The sequence below is a fragment of the Gordonia effusa NBRC 100432 genome (assembly GCF_000241305.1).
Classification (GTDB): domain Bacteria; phylum Actinomycetota; class Actinomycetes; order Mycobacteriales; family Mycobacteriaceae; genus Gordonia; species Gordonia effusa.
Genome location: NZ_BAEH01000128.1, coordinates 15487 through 34881 on the forward strand (window position 1 = coordinate 15487; position 19395 = coordinate 34881).

Sequence of the window (19395 nt, forward strand, 5' to 3'; positions counted from 1 at the left end):
AGATCACCCGGTGATCGGCGAGGAAATCTAGCGTTCCCGGCTGTCCCTGTTCTATTCCATCGAATGTCGTTCCGTCCCAATGCCATCCTCGTGCATTGCGAATCCCTTGCGTTGAAAGGCCAGGTAATGCCGCCGAAGAAAATCTGGATTGCCGTACTAGTGTGCACGGTGCTGGCCGGTCTTGCCGTGCCAGTCGCGTCGGCCGCACCGAATCAGTCGCGGATCGAGCGGGTGGTGGCCGAAGGACCGACCCGGTCGGCGGCGTACGTCTACTCAGCTGCGATGCGTAAGACCATCAAAGTTCAGATTCTGACCCCGTCGTCGCAAACCCGCACCGCCGCAACCACTTCCCGCCCAACCCTGTATATGCTCGGCGGGCTCGGCGAAGAGGATCCGAATAACAGTATTTGGCTGCTCAAGACCGATATCGTGAAATTCTTCGCCAACAAGAACGTCAATGTCGTGCTTCCCATCGCCGGCAACGGCAGCTTCTACACCGACTGGCGTCACGACGATCCGGTTCTCGGGCGCTACCGCTGGGAGACGTTCTTAACCAGGGAACTTCCCCCGCTGTTGGCAGAACGCTTCGGCGCCAACGGTTCTCGTGCCATCGCCGGACTATCGATGGGCGCCGGGTCCGCACTTGTCCTGGCCGCACGTCACCCGCGCTTCTACCGATCGGCCGCGTCGTTCAGCGGCTGCTATTCCGCGAGTGACGTTGCCGGTCAGATCTCCGCACGCTCGATCATCAACGGTTTCGGAGGCAATGCAGACAATATGTGGGGTCCGATCGGCGATCCCGACTGGGCGGCGCACGACGTCGTGCGGCAGGCCGCCGGCCTCCGGGGTACCGATGTCTACGTCTCCGTCGGTAGCGGCCTGCCGGGCCGGTACGACGCCCCCGGCTATCCGGGCAACGACAACCCTGCCGACCGAGTGGTAGTGGGTGGGGCGATCGAGATCGGCTCGCTCGCGTGCACGCGAGCCCTCCAGTCAACCCTTGCCGCACAACGAATTCCAGCACAATTCAGATTCACCAATCCGGGAACCCACTCGTGGCCGTATTGGGTGGATCAACTCCACTTCAGTTGGCCGGTGATCGCTCGCGCCCTCAACCGTTAGCCGACAATCTCTTCGTCTGAAAGGCACGCTCATGGAATACACCGAACTCAGCGACTATCCGCTGCCCAGCGGACGAGTCACCGAATGGACCGTGCGAGTACCTGACGAGGCCTGGGTCGCTGACGAGCGACGTCTCTCCCACACCCACCTCGCCCACGCGCGCCGGGCCACCGAAACTGGCGAGCACTGGTACAGCGAGTGGATCGGCACCGCCTTCCTCATCGAGCATCACTTCGACGCCGATGTGCTGGCGCGGGCCTTGCGCCGCTGGTATGCACGACATGAGGTGTTCCGAAGCACGATCGCATCGGGCACCGCCCAGACGCCGTTTTATCGTCGTACCGTCGCTGCCGAAGCGGTTACCGCGCACTCTCGGGTGGTCGGCGCACGCCTGTCGAGCACTGCGGTGTTCGAGCACATCAACGAACACTTCAACACCGTCGTGTCACCTCTACGCTGGCCGCACTGCATCGCGGTTACCGTTGAGCCCCAAGATGATTCGGATAGCTTCCTGTTCGTATTCGCCGCTGACCACACCGTGATGGACGCGTACACCCAGGTATTCGCCATAGACGAGGTGATCGCTCTCTACGAATCCGAACTCACTGGCGCGGCCGACGATCTCCCATCCTTCGGCAGCTACATTGATTTCAGTGAGGCTGAGCGTGGCCGCGCTGAGAACGTGACAATCGATGACCCTGCCGTTGCCGCCTGGTCTCGATTCTTTGACTCACACGCTAAAACCGCTGCTACCCAACCGGATCGGATGCCCGCGTTTCCGCTCCGCGACCCGGGCAGCAGCGCAGTCGCCGCGCAAAACACCGTGGAAGACCGCTCAAGTGTTAACCAGGCAAGCCTGTCTACCTGGATCCTGGACGCCGAGCAGACCGAGCGGTTTCATCGGGTATGCAAAGCAAACGGCGCCAATATGCAGACCGGCGTCTACACCGCGCTGACCATTGCGGCGCATCGTCATACCGGGGCCGCGGATATGCGGTTCATCAATCCCATTCACACACGCACCGATCCACGCTGGGCAGGCTCGGCCGGCTGGTTCGTCGATATCGTGCCCGTCCACCTCACACCGGGCGAGGCGCGGACATTCGTGGATGCACTCGAACCCATTGCCGCTAGCTCAGCGGCGTATCAGACCGACACCGCGACACCCTATTCCGTCGTCGCCGACCTCCTCGACGATCCAGCGACCGAAACCGCACCACAGTTCGTCGTCTCCTATATCGACATGCGTACCGCACCGGGTGCACGACACTGGTCGCGGCGCCGAGCACGGGTTCTGCGTAGCGCGACCCGGCAAGGCGGCGAGGTCTATCTGTGGATCAATCGCGTTCCCAGCGGCACCAATATCTCAGCTCGGTTTCCCAGCGGACCGGCGGGAAATCCAATGAGCGACTTCATCACTACTCTCACCGGCGTTCTCCGCGAGGTCGCCGCAACCGGTGATACCACCTTCGCGCCGACGGTCACCGCAGCGGCACAGGAGGACATCAGATGACAACTAACCCCACCGCTGCCAACCCGATCGAGAATCCGCTGTCGCGCGGTATCCCCCGGGGCGGCAACCTGGTCGAATGGCGCCTGGCGAATCCCGAGTGGGTCCGCACCACGGCTCGCCGTCATCCCATCGGACCATCGTTCCTGCAGTACGACCACATCGTCGCGGCCGCCGCCAAGATTCTGCCCACACAACAAGATTCGGCGACAGTTCACCGAAACACGGCCGTAACCGGTGTGGTCACCTGGGTACCGGAGGTACTCAACAAGACCGCCATGGCCGACGCGCTCACCGACTTCGTGCGGCGACACGATGAGCTGCGATGCTTTTTCGAGGTGACCGACGACGGGCCCGTCAGATATCTGGTACCGCCGGCGGCGATCGAATTTGTCACCGACGACATCGGCGAGTCACGACTTGGGCACGCGCTCGTCGATTACATCGTCGACCGGATAGAGACGACGACCGGCTATTACCAGTTGCCGGGCTTCACTTTTGGCGCCGCCGACAGTGGTGATGGTTTCGCGCTCTATTTCGGCGCCGACCACTCACACAGCGACGGCTACTCACAGATGCTTGCCATTGACGAGATCGTGACCCTCTACCGTTATCGCCTCGCCGATACCCCCTCGGCGCTGCCACCGACCGCCAGCTTTCTCGACTTCGTCGCCGCCGAACAGGCCCGAGCCGCGATTGTGTCACCCGAGGATCCTCGAATCGACGTGTGGCGCAAACTGTTTGCCTCGACCGGCGGCGTCGTGCCGCGCTTTCCGCTCGATCTTGGACTCGCTGACGAGGAGCCCGTCGCAGCAACGCGGGTTCACCGCGAGGTCTTGTCCGCCGAAGAGGCGGCGGCCTGCGATCGGCGGGCGGACTCGTTCGGCGTGAGCTTCACCGCGGTCGTCTACGCCAGCCTGGCCGCAACCGAATACGAATTGACCGGCCGCACATCGTATTTCACCGCCACGGTGCTATCAACTCGAACCCCCGCTCAGGCGCGCACGCAAGGGTGGCTGTGCAACTTCGCGCCGGTCGCATTTGTTCACGACCCGGATGGTCCCATCGACGAATTGGTGCACACCGCGGCGTCGGCGGTCCGTCAGGCACGCGAGTTGTCGAACCTGCCGGTGCACGCCGCCCTCGGTATTCTGGCCGCCGAAGGGCGCTACCACGCCGAAGCCGGTGCGCCGCAGATGGTTTCCACGATCGACTTTCGTCGCATGCCCAACCGCGATGATCCCGCGATGCGTGCCGCGGAAGCATTCGCCGGATTGGGACCCACCCGCAATGCCAACATGTGGATCAACCGCTACGAGACCGGGGTGGACCTGGCAGCCCAAATCCCTGCTACCGCACAGGCAAGGGAGGCGACCGGCCGCTACTTCGACATATTCGTCGAGCGGATGCGTAAGTTCGCCGCGGGCTAACCCCGACCTGAAAACCGCACCTAACCGTCGCTTCGGGGGCAGGCTGCCCTCGCCGACGGCCCCACGTGCGGTTTTCAGAAGACAATCCTGCGTATGCTGTATACGTTCGGTCGAGGCCACAAGCCCGCATGACCAGAACGAGTGCAACCGTGAGCTTCATCCGAGACGATGTGGGAGACATCCGTGCCCGTCGAGACCGACCCCAACCCAGCCTTCGCCGAATACGCACACCCAGAACGGCTGGTCACCGCGCAGTGGCTATCCGGACATCTCGGCACTCCGGGGCTGAAGATCATCGAGTCCGACGAGGACGTACTTCTCTACGACATCGGGCATATCCCCACCGCACAAAAAGTCGACTGGCATCTACATCTCAACGATCCGGTCACCCGTGACTACATCGACGGCGCCAAGTTCGCCGAATTGATGAGTAGCAAAGGCATCAGTCGCGACGACACCGTCGTGATCTACGGCGATAAATCCAACTGGTGGGCGGCATACGCCCTGTGGGTCTTCACCCTCTTCGGCCACCCCGACGTCCGGCTACTCGATGGCGGCCGCGACGCCTGGGTCGCCGAAGATCGCGACATGTCCTTCGACGTCCCGGAATACCCGCGGTCGGAATACCCTGTCGTCGAACGCGATGACTCGGTGATCCGCGCTTACGCCGACCAGGTTCTCGATTCCTTGGGCGAGCAACCGTTGGTCGACGTGCGCTCGCCGCAGGAATACACCGGTGAGCGCACTCATATGCCCGACTATCCGCAGGAGGGCGCGCTGCGCGGCGGCCACATCCCTACCGCCGTCTCTATTCCGTGGGCGAAGGCCGCGGCGCCCGACAGCCGGTTCCGCTCGCGAGCCGAACTCGACGAGATCTACGCGGATTTCGACCCGGCTACTCCGACTATCGCCTACTGCCGCATCGGCGAGCGCTCGAGCCACACCTGGTTTGTGTTGACCTACCTGCTCGGATTCGAGAAGGTCCGCAACTACGACGGCTCGTGGACCGAGTGGGGCAACCGCGTGCGCGTACCAATTGCCGTCGGCGAAGAGCCCGGCGACGCTCCCGGCAAGGCGTGAGATGTCACTTCCTCCGGAACTCGCCGAGATCGTCGAAGACTTTGCGGCGCTTGGCGATTCGGACAAGGTAACCCTGCTCCTCGAATTCGCCGAGGAACTGCCTCCGCTACCCGACCACCTCACGCAAGACGCGATGGAGCCGGTACCCGAGTGCCAATCGCCGGTGTTTCTGTCAGTTGATGCTGCCGATCGCAACGCGGTACGTGTGTACTTCAGCGCACCGCGAGAATCACCGACGACACGTGGTTTCGCCGCGATTCTGCATCAGGGACTCGACGGCCAGTCGGCTGACGTCATCGCCGCCGTACCCAACGATTTCTACTTCGACCTCGGATTGGGCGCGGTGGTTTCACCGCTACGGCTGAACGGAATGGCCGGCATGCTGGCGCGGATCAAACGACAGACGGCGGACAAGCCCCAGGCGTGAAATATCATCCCCCTCAGCATGATGGAAGGGCATATTGCCCTCGGACGTCATTCACGGGGACGATAATTCACACACTGGGTCAGGGGACGATGACGCCTATCGAGAGGTCCGTTTCGTCGACTCCGACGTCACGATCTTGGGGATCATGGCCGGGCCATTTCTCGTCGGTACCGGAATACTTGTGATTGCCGTGACGACAGCTGTCGTGATCCGCCGACGTCGCACCTAGGCCCGCGACACGAACACGTTCGCCCACCCTCCCAGACACCGCCACGCTGACCTGGTTGGATGTGTACTTGCCCGCCACAGCCCGGCGGAAGATCGTCCAGTTGTCCGAAACGGAGTCCACCATGGTGTTCATCGCACGAGCGGCGCGATGAAATTCATCCAGATCCTCGAAGGTTCCGTCGAACCGGGGGCGCTGGTCGAGTGGACGCCGATTACGCCGCCACGCGATGAGTGGATCACCGATTCCCGGCTAACTTCTCATAACCACGAGGCTCACCTGCGCGGAGCCATCGCACACTATCGGGCAACCGGCACCGAGGGCGGCCGCGAGTCGTGGCTCGGTTTGGTCATCGAATTCGACGAGCCGTTGTCGGTGCCGGCCATCCGCGCGGCACTGATCGCCTGGATCGATCGCCACGAGGTGCTGCGCAGTCATGTGGTGATTCGCGGCGAGGGCACCGCCGGCGAGGGTCTGTATCGAGTCAGCGTGCCGCCCGGTGTGGTCAAACTGAAGATGGGCCGCATCGGTTGGTATGCGAACCCGGATTTGCTAATCGAACAGATCGCCGGGTCCTTCGACCGCGCGACCGCGCCAACCCGCTGGCCGGCCTACGTGTTCGCCACCGTCGCACGCGAACATTCCTTCACGTTGCTCTTCGCCGCCGATCACTCGCTGCTCGACGGTTACTCACTCATTATGGCTCAGCACGAATTGGTCGAGTTGTACCGCGCTCAACGCGACCGGGCCATGTCGCGCGTCGCGAAGAACCCGAGTCCGCTTCCGCCGCAACTGATCTCGGTAGGCAGCTATGTCGATTTCAGCGCACAGGAGAGACGCACCGCCGACGCCGCCGACGCAACCCACCCGGCGCTGGCGGTGTGGGCGGGATTCCTGCAGGGTGCCACCGACCTGCCTGCTTTCGGTGACACCGAGATTCCCATCTTCCCCGACGTCGCCCCGATACCCCAGGCATCCCTCACCGCCCACCTCACCGACGACGAGCAGACCAACCGGTTCACCGCCGTCTGCGCCGAAGCCGGCGGCAATCTTCAAGTTGGCGTCATGGCGGCGCTTGCCGTCGCGTACCGGCGCTCGATGAACCTCACCGATTTCCGCTGTGTCATGCCCCGCCACACGCGCCACGAAGAACGCTGGTTGGGATCACTCGGCTGGTTCGTCGCACTAGCTCCGTTTTGCCTCGACACCTCCGACGACCCCACCTTCGATCAAGCCGTCAGTCGTGCCGCCGGCGAACTCAAGCGGACGAAGCCGGCCGCTACCCTGCCATTCCTGCGCGTCGCAGACCTACTCGGCGTCACCGGCTCGCCACGATTCGTGGTTTCGTTTCTCGACACCCGATACGCACCCGGCGCCCACGAGGCCGACGCCGGGCGAGCCTCGGTCTTGCGGAGCCACAGCTATGCCCCCGATGAGGTCTATATCTGGGTCAACCGCACACCGTCGGGCCTACGACTTTCCGCGCGCTATCCGGCTGACTCGCCGATCACCGACGACGTACTTCGCTATCTGGACGAGTTCGGATCGCTCATCACCGAGATAGGTGACGCGTCCACCTTCAACCACTGAATCCATTCGGGCGAACCGCCCATTTCGGCGACGGACCGATCAATCGTTCGGGGGCTGACGTCAGGGCCCAAAATAGGTCCGCCTAGTATCAGGTGTTGTGCGTCACCCGACGCAGTGTTCCGACATGTCCAGGAGATCAAGTGCCCACTGAACAAGCAGCGATCACTAAGGTCCTCATCGCCAATCGTGGCGAAATCGCGGTGCGCGTGATCCGCGCGGCGCGCGATGCCGGGATCGCCAGTGTGGCGGTCTACGCCGAGCCCGATGCGGACGCACTGTTTGTGCAGCTAGCCGACGAGGCGTTCGCTCTCGGAGGCCAAACCTCCGCCGAGTCCTACCTCGTATTCGACAAGATTCTCAGTGCGGCCGCCCAGTCCGGCGCCAACGCGATCCACCCCGGCTACGGCTTTCTCTCCGAGAATGCCGACTTCGCCCAGGCGGTAATCGACGCCGGACTGATCTGGATCGGACCGTCACCGCAGTCGATTCGCGACCTCGGCGACAAAGTCACCGCGCGGCACATCGCCGAGCGCGCGAGCGCCCCGATGGCAGCCGGCACCAAAGACCCGGTCGCCAACGCCGACGAGGTCGTCGAGTTCGCCAAGCAATACGGGGTGCCGGTCGCGATCAAGGCAGCCTTCGGCGGCGGCGGACGCGGCATGAAGGTGGCACACACCATCGAAGAAATCCCCGAACTCTTCGAGTCGGCGACCCGCGAGGCAGTCGCTGCCTTCGGCCGCGGCGAATGCTTCGTCGAGCAGTATCTCGACAAAGCACGTCACGTCGAGGCTCAGGTCATCGCCGACCAGCACGGCAACGTCATCGTCGCCGGCACTCGCGACTGCTCCTTGCAGCGTCGCTTCCAGAAGCTCGTCGAAGAAGCTCCCGCGCCGTTCCTCACCGACGATCAGCGCTCCCGCATCCACAACTCGGCCAAGGCCATCTGTAAGGAAGCCGGCTACTACGGCGCCGGCACGGTCGAATATCTCGTGCAGGGTGACACCGTCTCCTTCCTCGAGGTCAACACGCGCCTTCAGGTCGAGCACCCGGTCACCGAGGAGACCGCGGGTATCGACCTCGTCCGTCAGCAGTTCCGCATCGCCGAAGGCGAGAAGCTGACCCTCACCGAGGACCCGACGCCGCGCGGTCACGCCTTTGAATTCCGCATCAATGGCGAAGACGCCGGACGCGGCTTCTTGCCGGCTCCCGGACCGATCTCGGTCTACCGTGAGCCGACCGGACCGGGCGTACGCGTCGACTCCGGTGTGCGCGAAGGCGACGTCATCGGCGGTCAGTTCGACTCGATGCTGGCCAAGCTGATCGTTACCGGCGAGACCCGCGAGCAGGCACTGCAGCGCGCGTCGCGTGCGCTTCGCGAATTCGAGGTCGGCGGCTTGGCGACGGTCATCCCGTTCCATCGCCATATCGTCGAGAACCCCGCCTTCATCGGCGACGGTGAGAAGTTCGACGTCTACACCAAGTGGATCGAAACCGATTGGGAGAATCCAATCGAGCCATTCACCGGTGGCGAGCCGATCGACGACGAAGACAACGCTCCGCGCCAAAAGGTCGTCGTCGAGGTCGGCGGCCGCCGCGTCGAGGTGTCGCTGCCCGGCGACCTGGCGCTCGGCGGTAGTGGCCCATCGACGAACGGCGTCGTCCGCAAGAAGCCGAAGGCACGCACCCGGAAGAAGGGTGCCGGTTCGGCAGCATCGGGCGACTCCGTCGCAGCGCCGATGCAGGGCACGGTCGTGAAGGTGGCGGTCGAGGAGGGCCAAGAGGTCGCCGAGGGCGATCTGGTCGTCGTACTTGAAGCCATGAAGATGGAGAACCCGGTCAACGCGCACAAGGCGGGCGTGGTGACCGGCCTAGCTACCGAGGCGGGCGCCGCGGTAACTCAGGGCACCGTTCTCCTCGAAATCAAATAGGGGCAAGCGGCGCTCGACCAGCACCACCGCGCTGGTCGAGTGCTGTCCCCACCCGATGGTCGAGTGCCGACCACCTCGATGGTCGAGTGCCCGGCGAGGCGCCAGCCGAGCCGGGTGTATCGAGACCCCGCAACCACACCCGATGGTCGAGTGCCGACGCGCGAGCTTGCGAGCCCGCCGGTGTATCGAGACCCCGCAACCCGAAAGCCCAACTGCCACAACGATGGAACCCGTCGAGATCAACGCCGGAACATGGTACCTGCGAGCACTGCGTGACGACACCCGCGTCACCGACGTTCCCGCACTCACCGAACTCGGCATCACTGACCCGACGGGTTTCGTCGTCTCCGCGGCACGCGGCTGGGCCGACGAAAGCCGATTCACTTGGGCGGTCTGTGAACCGACCACCGGCGAGTTGATGTCGCTGATCGTCGTCGATGCCGAGCCTCCCGCGCTCACCGGACGAGCACGCCCCGGCCAGCAACACACCCTCGACGACGCCGTACCGGTTATCACCCGGTTCGCCGTAGGCGCGTTGGATATCCCGCTCGACTGAAACTGTCCCCGACGCCGACGCAGACGCTGTATCGCCGCCTGCTCCGGTCAGGGGGACAGTTCCAGGCGTGTCACTGGCGATATATGCTGAACCCGCAATCGGTTTGTCCACCGCCTGACATAAAGCTGCCACGGAGCACAAGGGGCCCGCTCGCTCCGCTCCCGGCGCCCGTCCGGCGTTGAACATCGAAAGCTGGTGCACCACACCAGCACAAGAGGGAATCCGGTGAGAATCCGGAACTGTCCCGCAGCGGTTAATCGAAACGACCGCCGTCATACGCACTGGGCATAGCCTGGGAAGCGACGGCCAGTAGGCGTACGAAGGTGCATGTCGATGAGTCCGAATACCTGCCGGTTGTACCGGGCACGCCGTGCCCGGTGGCTCACCGCCTCGTGGATAGGGCGCGTCGAACCGGCAGTTCTGTGGTGCTCAACGTACCCACAACGGGGCCAGTCGACTCTCCTGCGTTTGGGCGGTGGTCCATCCGCATACCTCGCAGGAGCACAACACATGTCTGATCCCCAGACGTTCACCACCACTGTCATCGGCACCGCCCGAATCGGCCGAAACCGCGAACTCAAGCGGGCCACCGAGTCCTATTGGGCCGGACACATCGACGCCGCGGCACTGCACGACGTCGCCTCGACCATCCGTCGCGACACCACCGCCGATCTAATCGCCGCCGGCTTCGACTCGATCCCGGTCAACACGTTCTCCTACTACGATCAGATGCTCGACACCGCGGTACTTCTCGGAGCGGTTCCATCGCGCTACTCCGGCATCGCCGACGAACTCGATCGCTACTTCGCCGCTGCCCGCGGCAACGCCGAACTGACACCGATGGAAATGACGAAGTGGTTCGACACCAACTACCACTACTTAGTCCCGGAAATCGGAGCCGACACCAGCTTCTCGCTGCATCCGGAGAAGGTGCTCGCGGAGTTTGCCGAAGCAACCGCACAGGGTGCGACGGCCCGGCCCGTCGTGATCGGACCGATTACCTTCCTCGCCCTCGCCAAGGCAGTCGACGGCGGCCCCGCTCCCCTTTCCCGGCTCGATGAACTGGTCGAGGTATACGCCGAATTGCTCGCTGCCTTGGCAGACGCGGGTGCCACCTGGGTGCAGTTCGACGAGCCAGTTCTCGTGACCGACATCGCCGACGGACTCCCCGAGCTTGCCAGCTCGGTGTATCAGCGCATCGGCGACTTGTCGGCGCGGCCAAAGATCTTGGTGGCCACGTACTTTGGCGATGCCGGCGCATCGCTCGGGGCACTCGCGGGCACACCGATCGAAGGCATCGCAGTCGATCTCGTTCGTGGCTCGGCCGAATCGATCGCCGCGATCCCGACACTCACTCGTAAGCATGTCGTCGCCGGAATCGTCAACGGGCGCAATGTCTGGCGGACCGATCTCGACGCCGCCCTGGCCACCCTGGGCACTCTTCTCGGGTCAGTCGGATCGCTCGCCGTGTCGACATCTTGCTCGACTCTGCACGTCCCCTACGCACTGACCGCCGAAGCGGATATCGACGACAACTTGCGCGGCTGGCTTGCGTTCGCCGACGAGAAGTTCGCCGAAGTCGCCACTCTCGCAACAGCATTGAATAAGGGCCGGGAGGTCGTCGCGGACCATTTCGCGGCATCGGCCGCCGCGTTGGCGACGCGAGCCGACGATCCACGGCTGAACAACGCCGCTGTGCGCGAGCGGCTAACCGCGATCACCGACTCCGCCATCTCACGGACCAACGCCAACGATCGCGCAGTCGCCCAGCAGGCCAAGCTCGATCTTCCCCTGCTACCGACTACGACGATCGGCTCCTATCCGCAGACCGGCGAGATCCGCAAAGCGCGGGCTGACCTCCGGTTGGGAAACATCGACGATGCGCAGTACGTCGACAAGATGCGCCAAGAGATCGCCGATGTCGTTGCGCTGCAAGAGAAAATAGGTCTCGATGTTCTCGTACACGGCGAGCCCGAACGCAACGACATGGTGCAATACTTCGCCGAACAACTCGACGGATTCCTCTCCACGCAGAACGCGTGGGTGCAGTCGTATGGCAGCCGGTGCGTCCGCCCGCCAATCCTGTTCGGCGACGTCGTCCGGACCGCCCCGATGACCGTCGAGTGGATCTCCTACGCACAATCACTCACCGACAAACCCGTCAAGGGGATGCTCACCGGACCGGTGACGATCCTGGCCTGGTCATTCGTGCGCGACGACCAGCCGCGCTCTGCCTCGGCGTTCCAAATCGCGCTGGCTATCCGGGACGAGACCATCGATCTGGAGAAGGCCGGCATCGGCGTGATCCAGGTCGACGAACCCGCACTGCGCGAACTGCTTCCGCTGCGCAACGCCGACAAGACCGCCTATCTCCGCTGGGCCGTTGACGCGTTCCGGTTGTCGACGTCGGGTGTCGCCGACGACACCCAGGTACACACTCACCTGTGCTACTCGGAATTTGGTGAGGTTATCGGCGCTATCGCCGAGCTCGATGCCGACGTCACCTCCATCGAAGCCGCCCGGTCGGCAATGGAAGTCCTGCACGACCTCAACCAGGTCGGCTTCTCCAATGGCGTGGGTCCTGGCGTGTACGACATCCATTCCCCTCGGGTGCCGTCCACTGACGAGATGACCACGTCGCTACAGGCCGCGCTGAAAGCCGTACCGGCGCAGCGTCTCTGGGTCAATCCAGACTGCGGCTTGAAAACTCGCGGTACCACCGAGACGGTCGCATCGCTGACCAATTTGGTGGCGGCGGCCAAGGCGGCACGCCAGTCGCTGGCCTAACTGAAACTGTCCCCGTGCCGCGAGCACGCGCTATATCGCCGTCTGCTCGCGTCACGGGGACAGTTGCAGTGCTGTCTACCCAAACTCCACGATCAAATCCCCGCCATCAACCTGAGCCGAAGCGCCGAGCGGCAGCGCGCTGATCACGCCCGAACGCGGCGCGGTGATAGTCGACTCCATCTTCATAGCTTCGATCGTTCCGACCGGATCCCCCGCCTCGACTTCTTCTCCGACCTCGACACTCAGCACAACCACGCCACCGAACGGCGCACCCAGGTGAGCGGCATTGTTCGGGTCGGCCCGGCGAACCTTCTCGACGGTGACATCAAAAGACCTGTCGCGCACCGCTACTGGGCGCAACTGCCCATTCAGCGTACACATCACCGTTCGCATGCCACGCTCGTCCGGGTCACTGATCGCCTCCAGGCCGATCAGCAGATCGACACCGGGCTCCAGCGAAACCCGCTCCTCGCAGCCCGACCGCAAACCGTAGAGAAACAGATTCGCCGACAATGCCGACGTATCACCGTAGAGCCGGCAATGTTCGGCGAATTCGGTGGCCGGCCCTGGAAAGAGCAAGCGATTCAACGCTTCTCGGCGGGGCGTCCCAGATTCCGACAGCTCAACCCGATCACGCTCGGTCAGTTCGGTAGTCGGGGATGCCACCGACCTGCCCGCCAAGACCTCGGTTCGCAGCGGCTCGACCCAACCGCCGGCCGGCTCACCCAACTCGCCGCGGAAGAAGCCAACGACCGAATCGGGAATGTCGAATGCCGACGGATTGGCTGCGAAATCATCTGCGTCGCAGCCCTTCGCGACCAATGTCAACGCTAGATCACCAACCACCTTCGACGACGGAGTCACCTTGATGAGTCGGCCGAGAATACGATCTGCACCCGCATATGCCTCTTCCACGCGCTCAAACTGATCGGCCAATCCCAACGCCGCAGCTTGCTGATAGAGATTCGACAGTTGACCGCCGGGAATCTCGTGTCGATACACCCGGCCAGTCGGCGACCCGTGCCCCGATTCGAACGGCGCGTATACCTTGCGAAGTGCCTCCCAATACGGTTCGAGCGCACACACCGCATCGAGGTCGAGGCCGGTGGCACGGTCGCCGCCCGCCAGCGCCGCCACGATCGCCGACAACGCCGGCTGACTCGTCGAGCCGGCTAGGGGTGCACTCGCGCCGTCGACGGCGTCGACTCCGGCTTGTATCGCAGCCAAGTAGGTTGCGACCTGTCCACCCGCGGTGTCGTGAGTATGGAGGTGAACCGGGAGGTCGAAGTTCGAGCGCAGTGCCCCAACGAGTTTCGACGCCGCCGCGGGCCGCAGCAGTCCGGCCATATCCTTGATCGCGAGCACGTGAGCACCGGCGTCCACGATCTGTTCGGCCAGCCGCAGGTAATAGTCGAGCGTGTACAGGTCCTCGTCCGGATTCGATAGGTCACCGGTGTACGACAGTGCCACTTCCGCGACCGCGGTCCCCTGCGCCCGAACCGAATCTATCGCCGGCCGCATCGCGTCGACACTGTTGAGCGCGTCGAAGATACGAAATACGTCGACTCCGGTGCGGGTTGCTTCGGCGATGAACGCATCGGTGACTTCGATCGGATACGGCGTATAACCGACAGTGTTCTTGCCGCGCAACAACATCTGAAGGCACAGGTTCGGCATCGCATCGCGCAGTTTTTCCAACCGCTCCCATGGATCTTCGCGACAAAAGCGCAGCGCGACATCGAATGTCGCGCCACCCCAGCATTCCACCGACCAGAGTTGCGGAGTCATCGACGCCACGTAGGGCGCGACCGCCGTCAACCCACTCGTTCGCACTCGAGTGGCGAGCAACGACTGATGCGCGTCCCGGAAAGTGGTGTCGGTGACCGCGACTGCGGTTTGCGAACGTAACTGCGCGGCAAATCTTTCCGGCCCCAGTTTTAGTAGCTCGTCGCGGCTGCCCGGTGCCGGTTCCCTCAGAGTCAAACCGACCAGCTTTTCTCGAGGCCGGACGACTCGGTCGGGCATCCCGTAGGGGCGGTTCACCGTCACATCGGCGAGATAGGTCAGCAGCCGCGTCGCGCGGTCTCCGGACAACTGCGCATCAAGCAGCTCGGGATGGTCAGCGATGAAACTCGTCGAGATCCCGCCGGCATTGAACTGTGGATGGGCCAGCAATGCCTGCAGAAATCCGACATTGGTCGCGACACCGCGAATCCTGAACTCCGCCAATGCCCTTCGCGCACGGGCGAACGCCGCGCCGTGATGGCGACCGCGACAGGTGACCTTAACCAGCATTGAGTCGAAGAAGCCAGTCACCTCTGCGCCCAGATGGGTACCGCCGTCCAGTCGTACCCCGGCGCCGCCCGGGGCGCGATACGCCGTGATCCGTCCGGTGTCTGGACGGAAGTCGTCGACGGGATCTTCAGTGGTGACCCGACATTGAACGGCACTGCCGCGCACGCTGATCGACTCCTGACTAATGCCCAACTCGGCCAGCGTCGCGCCCGCCGCTATCCGCAGTTGTGCCGCCACCAGATCCACGTCGGTCACTTCTTCGGTGACCGTGTGCTCCACCTGGATTCGCGGATTCATCTCGATGAACACATAGCGTCCGTCGGGGCCCAGCAGGAATTCCACCGTTCCCGCACCGCGGTATCCGATCGATCGCGCAAACGCCACCGCATCGACACACATCGAATCACGCAGTCGCGGATCGAGATTCGGCGCGGGCGCGATCTCCACTACCTTCTGATGCCGGCGCTGAACACTGCAGTCGCGTTCATACAGATGCACCACATCGCCATGATGATCGGCGAGTATCTGCACCTCGATATGTCTGGGTGACGACACCGCCTGTTCGATGAACACGGTTCCGTCGCCGAAGGCCGAAGCGGCCTCACGCGATGCGGCTTCGAGCGCTCCGCGCAGCCCCTGTGGATCGTCAACCAGACGCATCCCTCGCCCGCCACCGCCAGCCACCGCTTTGACGAAGACCGGAAAGCGCATTTGCCGTCCCGCCTTAACCAGCACGTCGATATCAGTGGCCGGCGCACACGATTCCAGCACCGGCACCCCGGCGGCAGCCGCGGCCGCGATGGCACGTGATTTGTTTCCAGTCAGTTCCAGCACCGACGCGGGTGGACCAACGAAGGTCAAACCCGCTTCATCGCAGGCCCGCGCGAGATCCGGGTTCTCCGAGAGGAATCCGTAGCCGGGATAGATCGCGTCCACGTCGGCACGCCCAGCCACCTCGATAATCGCGGGAATGTCGAGATAGGCCCGAACCGGATGTCCCGGTTCACCGATCTGATACGCCTCGTCGGCCGAATTGCGGTGCAGCGCATTGCGATCCTCGTGCGGGTATACCGCAACCGTGGATAAGCCCAACTCGTAACACGCACGGAAGGCGCGCACCGCTATTTCTGACCGGTTGGCGACGAGCACCTTCCGCACGTTTCACGCCTCCAAAACTCGTTGCGGCTGACCGTCATACGCCGACAGCGGCCGGATCAGTGCATTGTGCGCGGTCTGCTCGATGATGTGGGCGGTCCACCCGGTGATCCTCGCCATGACGAAGATCGGAGTGAACGATCCGATGTCGAAGCCCATGAGTTGGTACGCGGGACCGGTCGGAAAGTCCAGGTTCGGTTTGATGCCGGTGCGCGCCACCATCTCGTCTTCAAGCTCGCGGTAGATGCCGAGCCACTTGTGCTCACCGAGATGATCGGCAATCTCGACTAGGGCGTCATACATCGTCGGCACCCGCGAGTCGCCGTTCTTGTACACGCGATGACCGAAGCCCATCACCTTGTCTTTGTTGGCCAGCTTCGCGGCCAACCATTCGCGTGCGCGCTCGGGACGGTCGATATCGATCATGTCGTGCATAACCGCCTCGTTGGCACCGCCGTGCAGAGAACCCTTCAGGGCTCCGATCGCGGCGGTCACGGCACTGTAGATATCCGATTGGGTTGAAGTCACCACACGGGCGGCGAACGTCGACGCGTTGAAGCTGTGCTCGGCATACAGCGTCAACGACTTCTCGAATGCTTTGACGATCACCGGATCAGGCACCTCGCCGAAACACATGTTCAAGAAGTTCTCCGCGTACCCGAGACCGTGGTGCGGCTTGATCGGATCGAGCCCGCGACGACGCCGCATATCAGCGGCGACAATGGTCGGCAGTACCGCGTACATGCGAAGTGCCTTGTCCAAGTTGGCTTCTGGGGTCGGAATATCCTCGTCGGGATCTTCGGTGCCGAGGTAACTGATCAGGGTCCGAACTACATCCATCGGATGACAGTTGTCCGGAATCCGCGCGAGAACGGATTCGCCGTTGCGGTCCAGTCGGCGGTTCGCGCGCTCACGCTGAGTGAAAAGCTGTAACTGACCACTGTTCGGCAGTTCGCCATACCAGAGGAGGTAGGCCACTTCTTCGAAACTGCGTTGCGCGGCCAGTTCTTGAACGGCGTACCCGCGATAGGTCAGCGAGTTGGTCTCTGGGACCACCTTGGAGACCGCCGTCGTGTCGACGACCACGCCTGCCAGTCCCTTGTAGATGGTGGGTGTTTCCGTTGCTTCTACGGTTGCGGTCATCTGTTCACGCTCCCTGGAATCGTGAAATTGAATGTGTCGGTGTCGAATTGGTTGTAGTCGGCGTAGCGCAGTAGTTCGTACAACCTCGACCGGTGCTGCATCCCATCGAGCAGATCCTCTTGGGTACCGGCCGACGAGATCTCTTTCAGACCGGCCTCGACCGCGCCCATGGCGATGCGTAGGGTGGTCACCGGATAGATCACCGCGTTGTAGCCGACATCGGTAAGCTCTGCGGCAGTGAGTAATTCAGACTTGCCGAATTCGGTCATATTCGCCAACAGCGGGATATCCACCGCGGCCCGGAATCGCTCGAACTCCGAGAGGTCTGTCAGCGCTTCGGTAAAGATCAGGTCGGCACCAGCGGCGGCATATGACTTCGCCCTATCGATCGCCGCGTCCAACCCCTCAATGGCGCGGACATCGGTGCGGGCGCAGATGACGAAATTCTCGTCCCGCCGGGCGGCCACGGCAGCGCGCAGCCGCTTGATCATGGTCTCCACCGGAACGACCGCTTTGCCGTCCAGATGTCCGCACCGTTTGGGATTGACCTGGTCTTCCAGGTGGCATCCGGCCAACCCGGCATCCTCCAGTGCGGTCACCGTACGCGCCGCGCTCATCGGTTCACCGAATCCGGTGTCGGCGTCGATAAGTGTGGGAAGCGCACTGGCACGGGCGATCTGGCCGCCGCGCGTAGCTACCTCGGTAAGCGTCGTCAATCCAATGTCGGGTAGCCCCAGGTCGGCCGCGAGGACCGCACCGGAGACGTAGACACCCTCAAAATCAAGGTCTGCGATGAGCTTCGCGACAAGGGGTGAGAATGCCCCCGGCCACCGCTGCAGCGTTCCCGACTCCAGGCCCGCGCGCAGCGCTCGTCGTTTGTCGGCATCGCTGACCGACGACGAAAACAGGTCGGTCGAGAACTCGGCGACCGTCATCAGAAGATCCCCTCGCCGATAGTCGGCGCGGCGTCGAGTACGGCTGACTCGACAGCGATGTTGAGCGCGTCCAGACCGCCCGCGGGAATATCGGCCAAACCCGCTGCGACGTCGAGAAAACGCTTCTGCTCATCAACCTCGACTACGCCGTTGGCGAGACCGGTAAATTTCGCGACATACTGCTCACGTCCAAAAGGCCGGGCACCCAACGGATGAGCGTCTGCGACCGCAAGTTCGTCGGTGATCACGCTGCCGTCGCGCATGGTGATGACCGCGCGAGCACCAAATGCCTTTTCGTGCGGATCCTCCGAGTGATAGCGGCGCGTCCACTCCGGGTCTTCGACGGTGGAGATCTTATTCCACAGCGCGATCGTGTCCGGACGCGAAGCACGCTCGGGCGCATAGGATTTCACGTGATCCCAGGCGCCGTCCTGCAGAGCGACGGCGAAAATGTACATCACCGAGTGGTCGAGTGTCTCCCGGCTAGCCGCCGGATCGAATTTCTGCGGGTCGTTCGAGCCGGTGCCGATGACCACATGGGTGTGATTGGACGTATGCAGCACAATCGATTCGATGTCGTCGATATGCGGGATATGCGCGCGCATCCGACGCGCGAGGTCAATCGGCGCCTGGCTCTGGTATTCGGCCGAATGTTCTTTGGTGTAGCTCTCGAGGATGGCTCGCTTCGGCTCACCGAGGTCGGGGAGCGGCACGACGTATTCACCTTCGGGGCCGTCGAGTAGCCAGGCGATCACTCCGTCTTCGCCCTCCCAGATCGGCGCCGGAGCACCCTCACCGCGCATCGCACGGTCGACCGCCTCGATGGCCACCTTGCCCGCGTAGGCCGGAGCGAAGGCTTTCCAACTCGAAATCTGGCCCTTCCGCGACTGTCGCGTCGCGGTGGTCAGATGCAGAGCTTGCCCGATCGCCTGGTAAATCGTCTCGACATCCAAGCCGAGCATCGTGCCAAGACCTGCCGCAACTGACGGTCCCAAGTGTGCGACGTGGTCAATCTTGTGCTTATGCAACGAGATTGACCGGACCAGATCGATCTGAACTTCATAGGCGGTCGCCAGGCCACGAATCAGGTCCGCGCCGCCGATTCCCTTGTGCTGAGCTACGGCGACCAGCGGCGGAATGTTGTCGCCCGGATGCGAGTACTCGGCGGCCAAAAAGGTGTCGTGGAAGTCGAGTTCGCGTACCGCGACTCC

The 19395-nt window shown here is 63.2% G+C and carries 14 protein-coding genes and 1 riboswitch; of the genes, 9 read left to right on the forward strand and 5 right to left on the reverse strand.

Annotation, left to right across the window (positions count from 1 at the left end; genetic code table 11):
- Positions 1–63 precede the first annotated feature (63 nt).
- From GOEFS_RS21615 to GOEFS_RS21635, 5 genes are all read left to right on the forward strand, one after another.
- Complete coding sequence (locus GOEFS_RS21615) at positions 64–1122, forward strand: alpha/beta hydrolase (RefSeq protein ID WP_007320086.1); 1059 nt, start codon at positions 64–66, stop codon at positions 1120–1122.
- 31 nt (positions 1123–1153) lie between these two features.
- Positions 1154–2635: a condensation domain-containing protein gene (locus GOEFS_RS21620; protein ID WP_007320087.1), complete on the forward strand. Its 1482-nt coding sequence runs from the start codon at positions 1154–1156 to the stop codon at positions 2633–2635.
- Positions 2632–4062, forward strand: a complete 1431-nt coding sequence (locus GOEFS_RS21625) for a condensation domain-containing protein (RefSeq protein WP_007320088.1) — start codon at positions 2632–2634, stop codon at positions 4060–4062. The genes GOEFS_RS21620 and GOEFS_RS21625 overlap by 4 nt, the downstream gene beginning before the upstream one ends.
- Positions 4063–4245: 183 nt before the next feature.
- Positions 4246–5142, forward strand: coding sequence for a sulfurtransferase (locus tag GOEFS_RS21630; protein ID WP_007320089.1), 897 nt, complete (start codon positions 4246–4248; stop codon positions 5140–5142).
- 1 nt (position 5143) lies between these two features.
- Positions 5144–5569 (forward strand): SufE family protein, encoded by a 426-nt coding sequence (locus GOEFS_RS21635; protein WP_007320090.1) that lies wholly within the window; start codon positions 5144–5146, stop codon positions 5567–5569.
- Positions 5570–5648: 79 nt separating this feature from the next.
- Here the strand turns inward: GOEFS_RS21635 and GOEFS_RS21640 are convergent, their stop codons facing one another.
- Positions 5649–5921, reverse strand: coding sequence for a hypothetical protein (locus tag GOEFS_RS21640; RefSeq protein WP_138918107.1), 273 nt, complete (start codon positions 5919–5921; stop codon positions 5649–5651).
- Positions 5922–5945: 24 nt separating this feature from the next.
- Here GOEFS_RS21640 and GOEFS_RS21645 point away from each other — a divergent pair, with 24 nt between their 5' ends.
- The 4 genes from GOEFS_RS21645 (at position 5946) to metE (ending at position 12656) form a co-directional block, all read left to right on the forward strand.
- The gene (locus GOEFS_RS21645; protein WP_007320092.1) at positions 5946–7385 is read left to right on the forward strand and encodes a condensation domain-containing protein; all 1440 of its coding nucleotides are present in this window, start codon (positions 5946–5948) and stop codon (positions 7383–7385) included.
- Between the two features lie 140 nt (positions 7386–7525).
- Positions 7526–9313: an acetyl/propionyl/methylcrotonyl-CoA carboxylase subunit alpha gene (locus GOEFS_RS21650; protein ID WP_007320093.1), complete on the forward strand. Its 1788-nt coding sequence runs from the start codon at positions 7526–7528 to the stop codon at positions 9311–9313.
- 223 nt (positions 9314–9536) lie between these two features.
- Positions 9537–9869: a hypothetical protein gene (locus GOEFS_RS21655; protein ID WP_007320094.1), complete on the forward strand. Its 333-nt coding sequence runs from the start codon at positions 9537–9539 to the stop codon at positions 9867–9869.
- 176 nt (positions 9870–10045) lie between these two features.
- Positions 10046–10238: riboswitch (cobalamin riboswitch) on the forward strand.
- A 141-nt stretch (positions 10239–10379) separates the two neighbouring features.
- Entirely contained in the window at positions 10380–12656 is a 2277-nt protein-coding gene (metE, locus tag GOEFS_RS21660; protein ID WP_007320095.1) for a 5-methyltetrahydropteroyltriglutamate--homocysteine S-methyltransferase, read from the forward strand.
- Positions 12657–12731: 75 nt separating this feature from the next.
- Here the strand turns inward: metE and GOEFS_RS21665 are convergent, their stop codons facing one another.
- The 4 genes from GOEFS_RS21665 to GOEFS_RS21680 all read right to left on the reverse strand — a co-directional run.
- Positions 12732–16109 (reverse strand): pyruvate carboxylase, encoded by a 3378-nt coding sequence (locus GOEFS_RS21665; RefSeq protein ID WP_007320096.1) that lies wholly within the window; start codon positions 16107–16109, stop codon positions 12732–12734.
- A 3-nt stretch (positions 16110–16112) separates the two neighbouring features.
- Entirely contained in the window at positions 16113–17249 is a 1137-nt protein-coding gene (locus GOEFS_RS21670) for a bifunctional 2-methylcitrate synthase/citrate synthase (RefSeq protein ID WP_007320097.1), read from the reverse strand.
- The gene (gene prpB / locus GOEFS_RS21675) at positions 17246–18184 is read right to left on the reverse strand and encodes a methylisocitrate lyase (RefSeq protein ID WP_007320098.1); all 939 of its coding nucleotides are present in this window, start codon (positions 18182–18184) and stop codon (positions 17246–17248) included. Before prpB ends, GOEFS_RS21670 begins: the two co-directional genes overlap by 4 nt.
- On the reverse strand, positions 18184–19395 hold a 1212-nt coding region (locus GOEFS_RS21680; protein WP_007320099.1), incomplete at its 5' end, for an MmgE/PrpD family protein. The genes prpB and GOEFS_RS21680, both read right to left, overlap by 1 nt.

Bases quoted from the DNA above. Each gene is read 5' to 3' on its own strand.
- prpB (WP_007320098.1), bottom strand. From the start codon at position 18,184: ATGACGGTCGCCGAGTTCTCGACCGACCTGTTTTCGTCGTCGGTCAGC.
- GOEFS_RS21615 (WP_007320086.1), top strand. From the start codon at position 64: ATGTCGTTCCGTCCCAATGCCATCCTCGTGCATTGCGAATCCCTTGCG.
- GOEFS_RS21670 (WP_007320097.1), bottom strand. From the start codon at position 17,249: ATGACCGCAACCGTAGAAGCAACGGAAACACCCACCATCTACAAGGGA.
- GOEFS_RS21640 (WP_138918107.1), bottom strand. From the start codon at position 5,921: ATGGTGGACTCCGTTTCGGACAACTGGACGATCTTCCGCCGGGCTGTG.
- GOEFS_RS21645 (WP_007320092.1), top strand. From the start codon at position 5,946: ATGAAATTCATCCAGATCCTCGAAGGTTCCGTCGAACCGGGGGCGCTG.
- metE (WP_007320095.1), top strand. From the start codon at position 10,380: ATGTCTGATCCCCAGACGTTCACCACCACTGTCATCGGCACCGCCCGA.
- GOEFS_RS21655 (WP_007320094.1), top strand. From the start codon at position 9,537: ATGGAACCCGTCGAGATCAACGCCGGAACATGGTACCTGCGAGCACTG.
- GOEFS_RS21635 (WP_007320090.1), top strand. From the start codon at position 5,144: ATGTCACTTCCTCCGGAACTCGCCGAGATCGTCGAAGACTTTGCGGCG.
- GOEFS_RS21625 (WP_007320088.1), top strand. From the start codon at position 2,632: ATGACAACTAACCCCACCGCTGCCAACCCGATCGAGAATCCGCTGTCG.
- GOEFS_RS21620 (WP_007320087.1), top strand. From the start codon at position 1,154: ATGGAATACACCGAACTCAGCGACTATCCGCTGCCCAGCGGACGAGTC.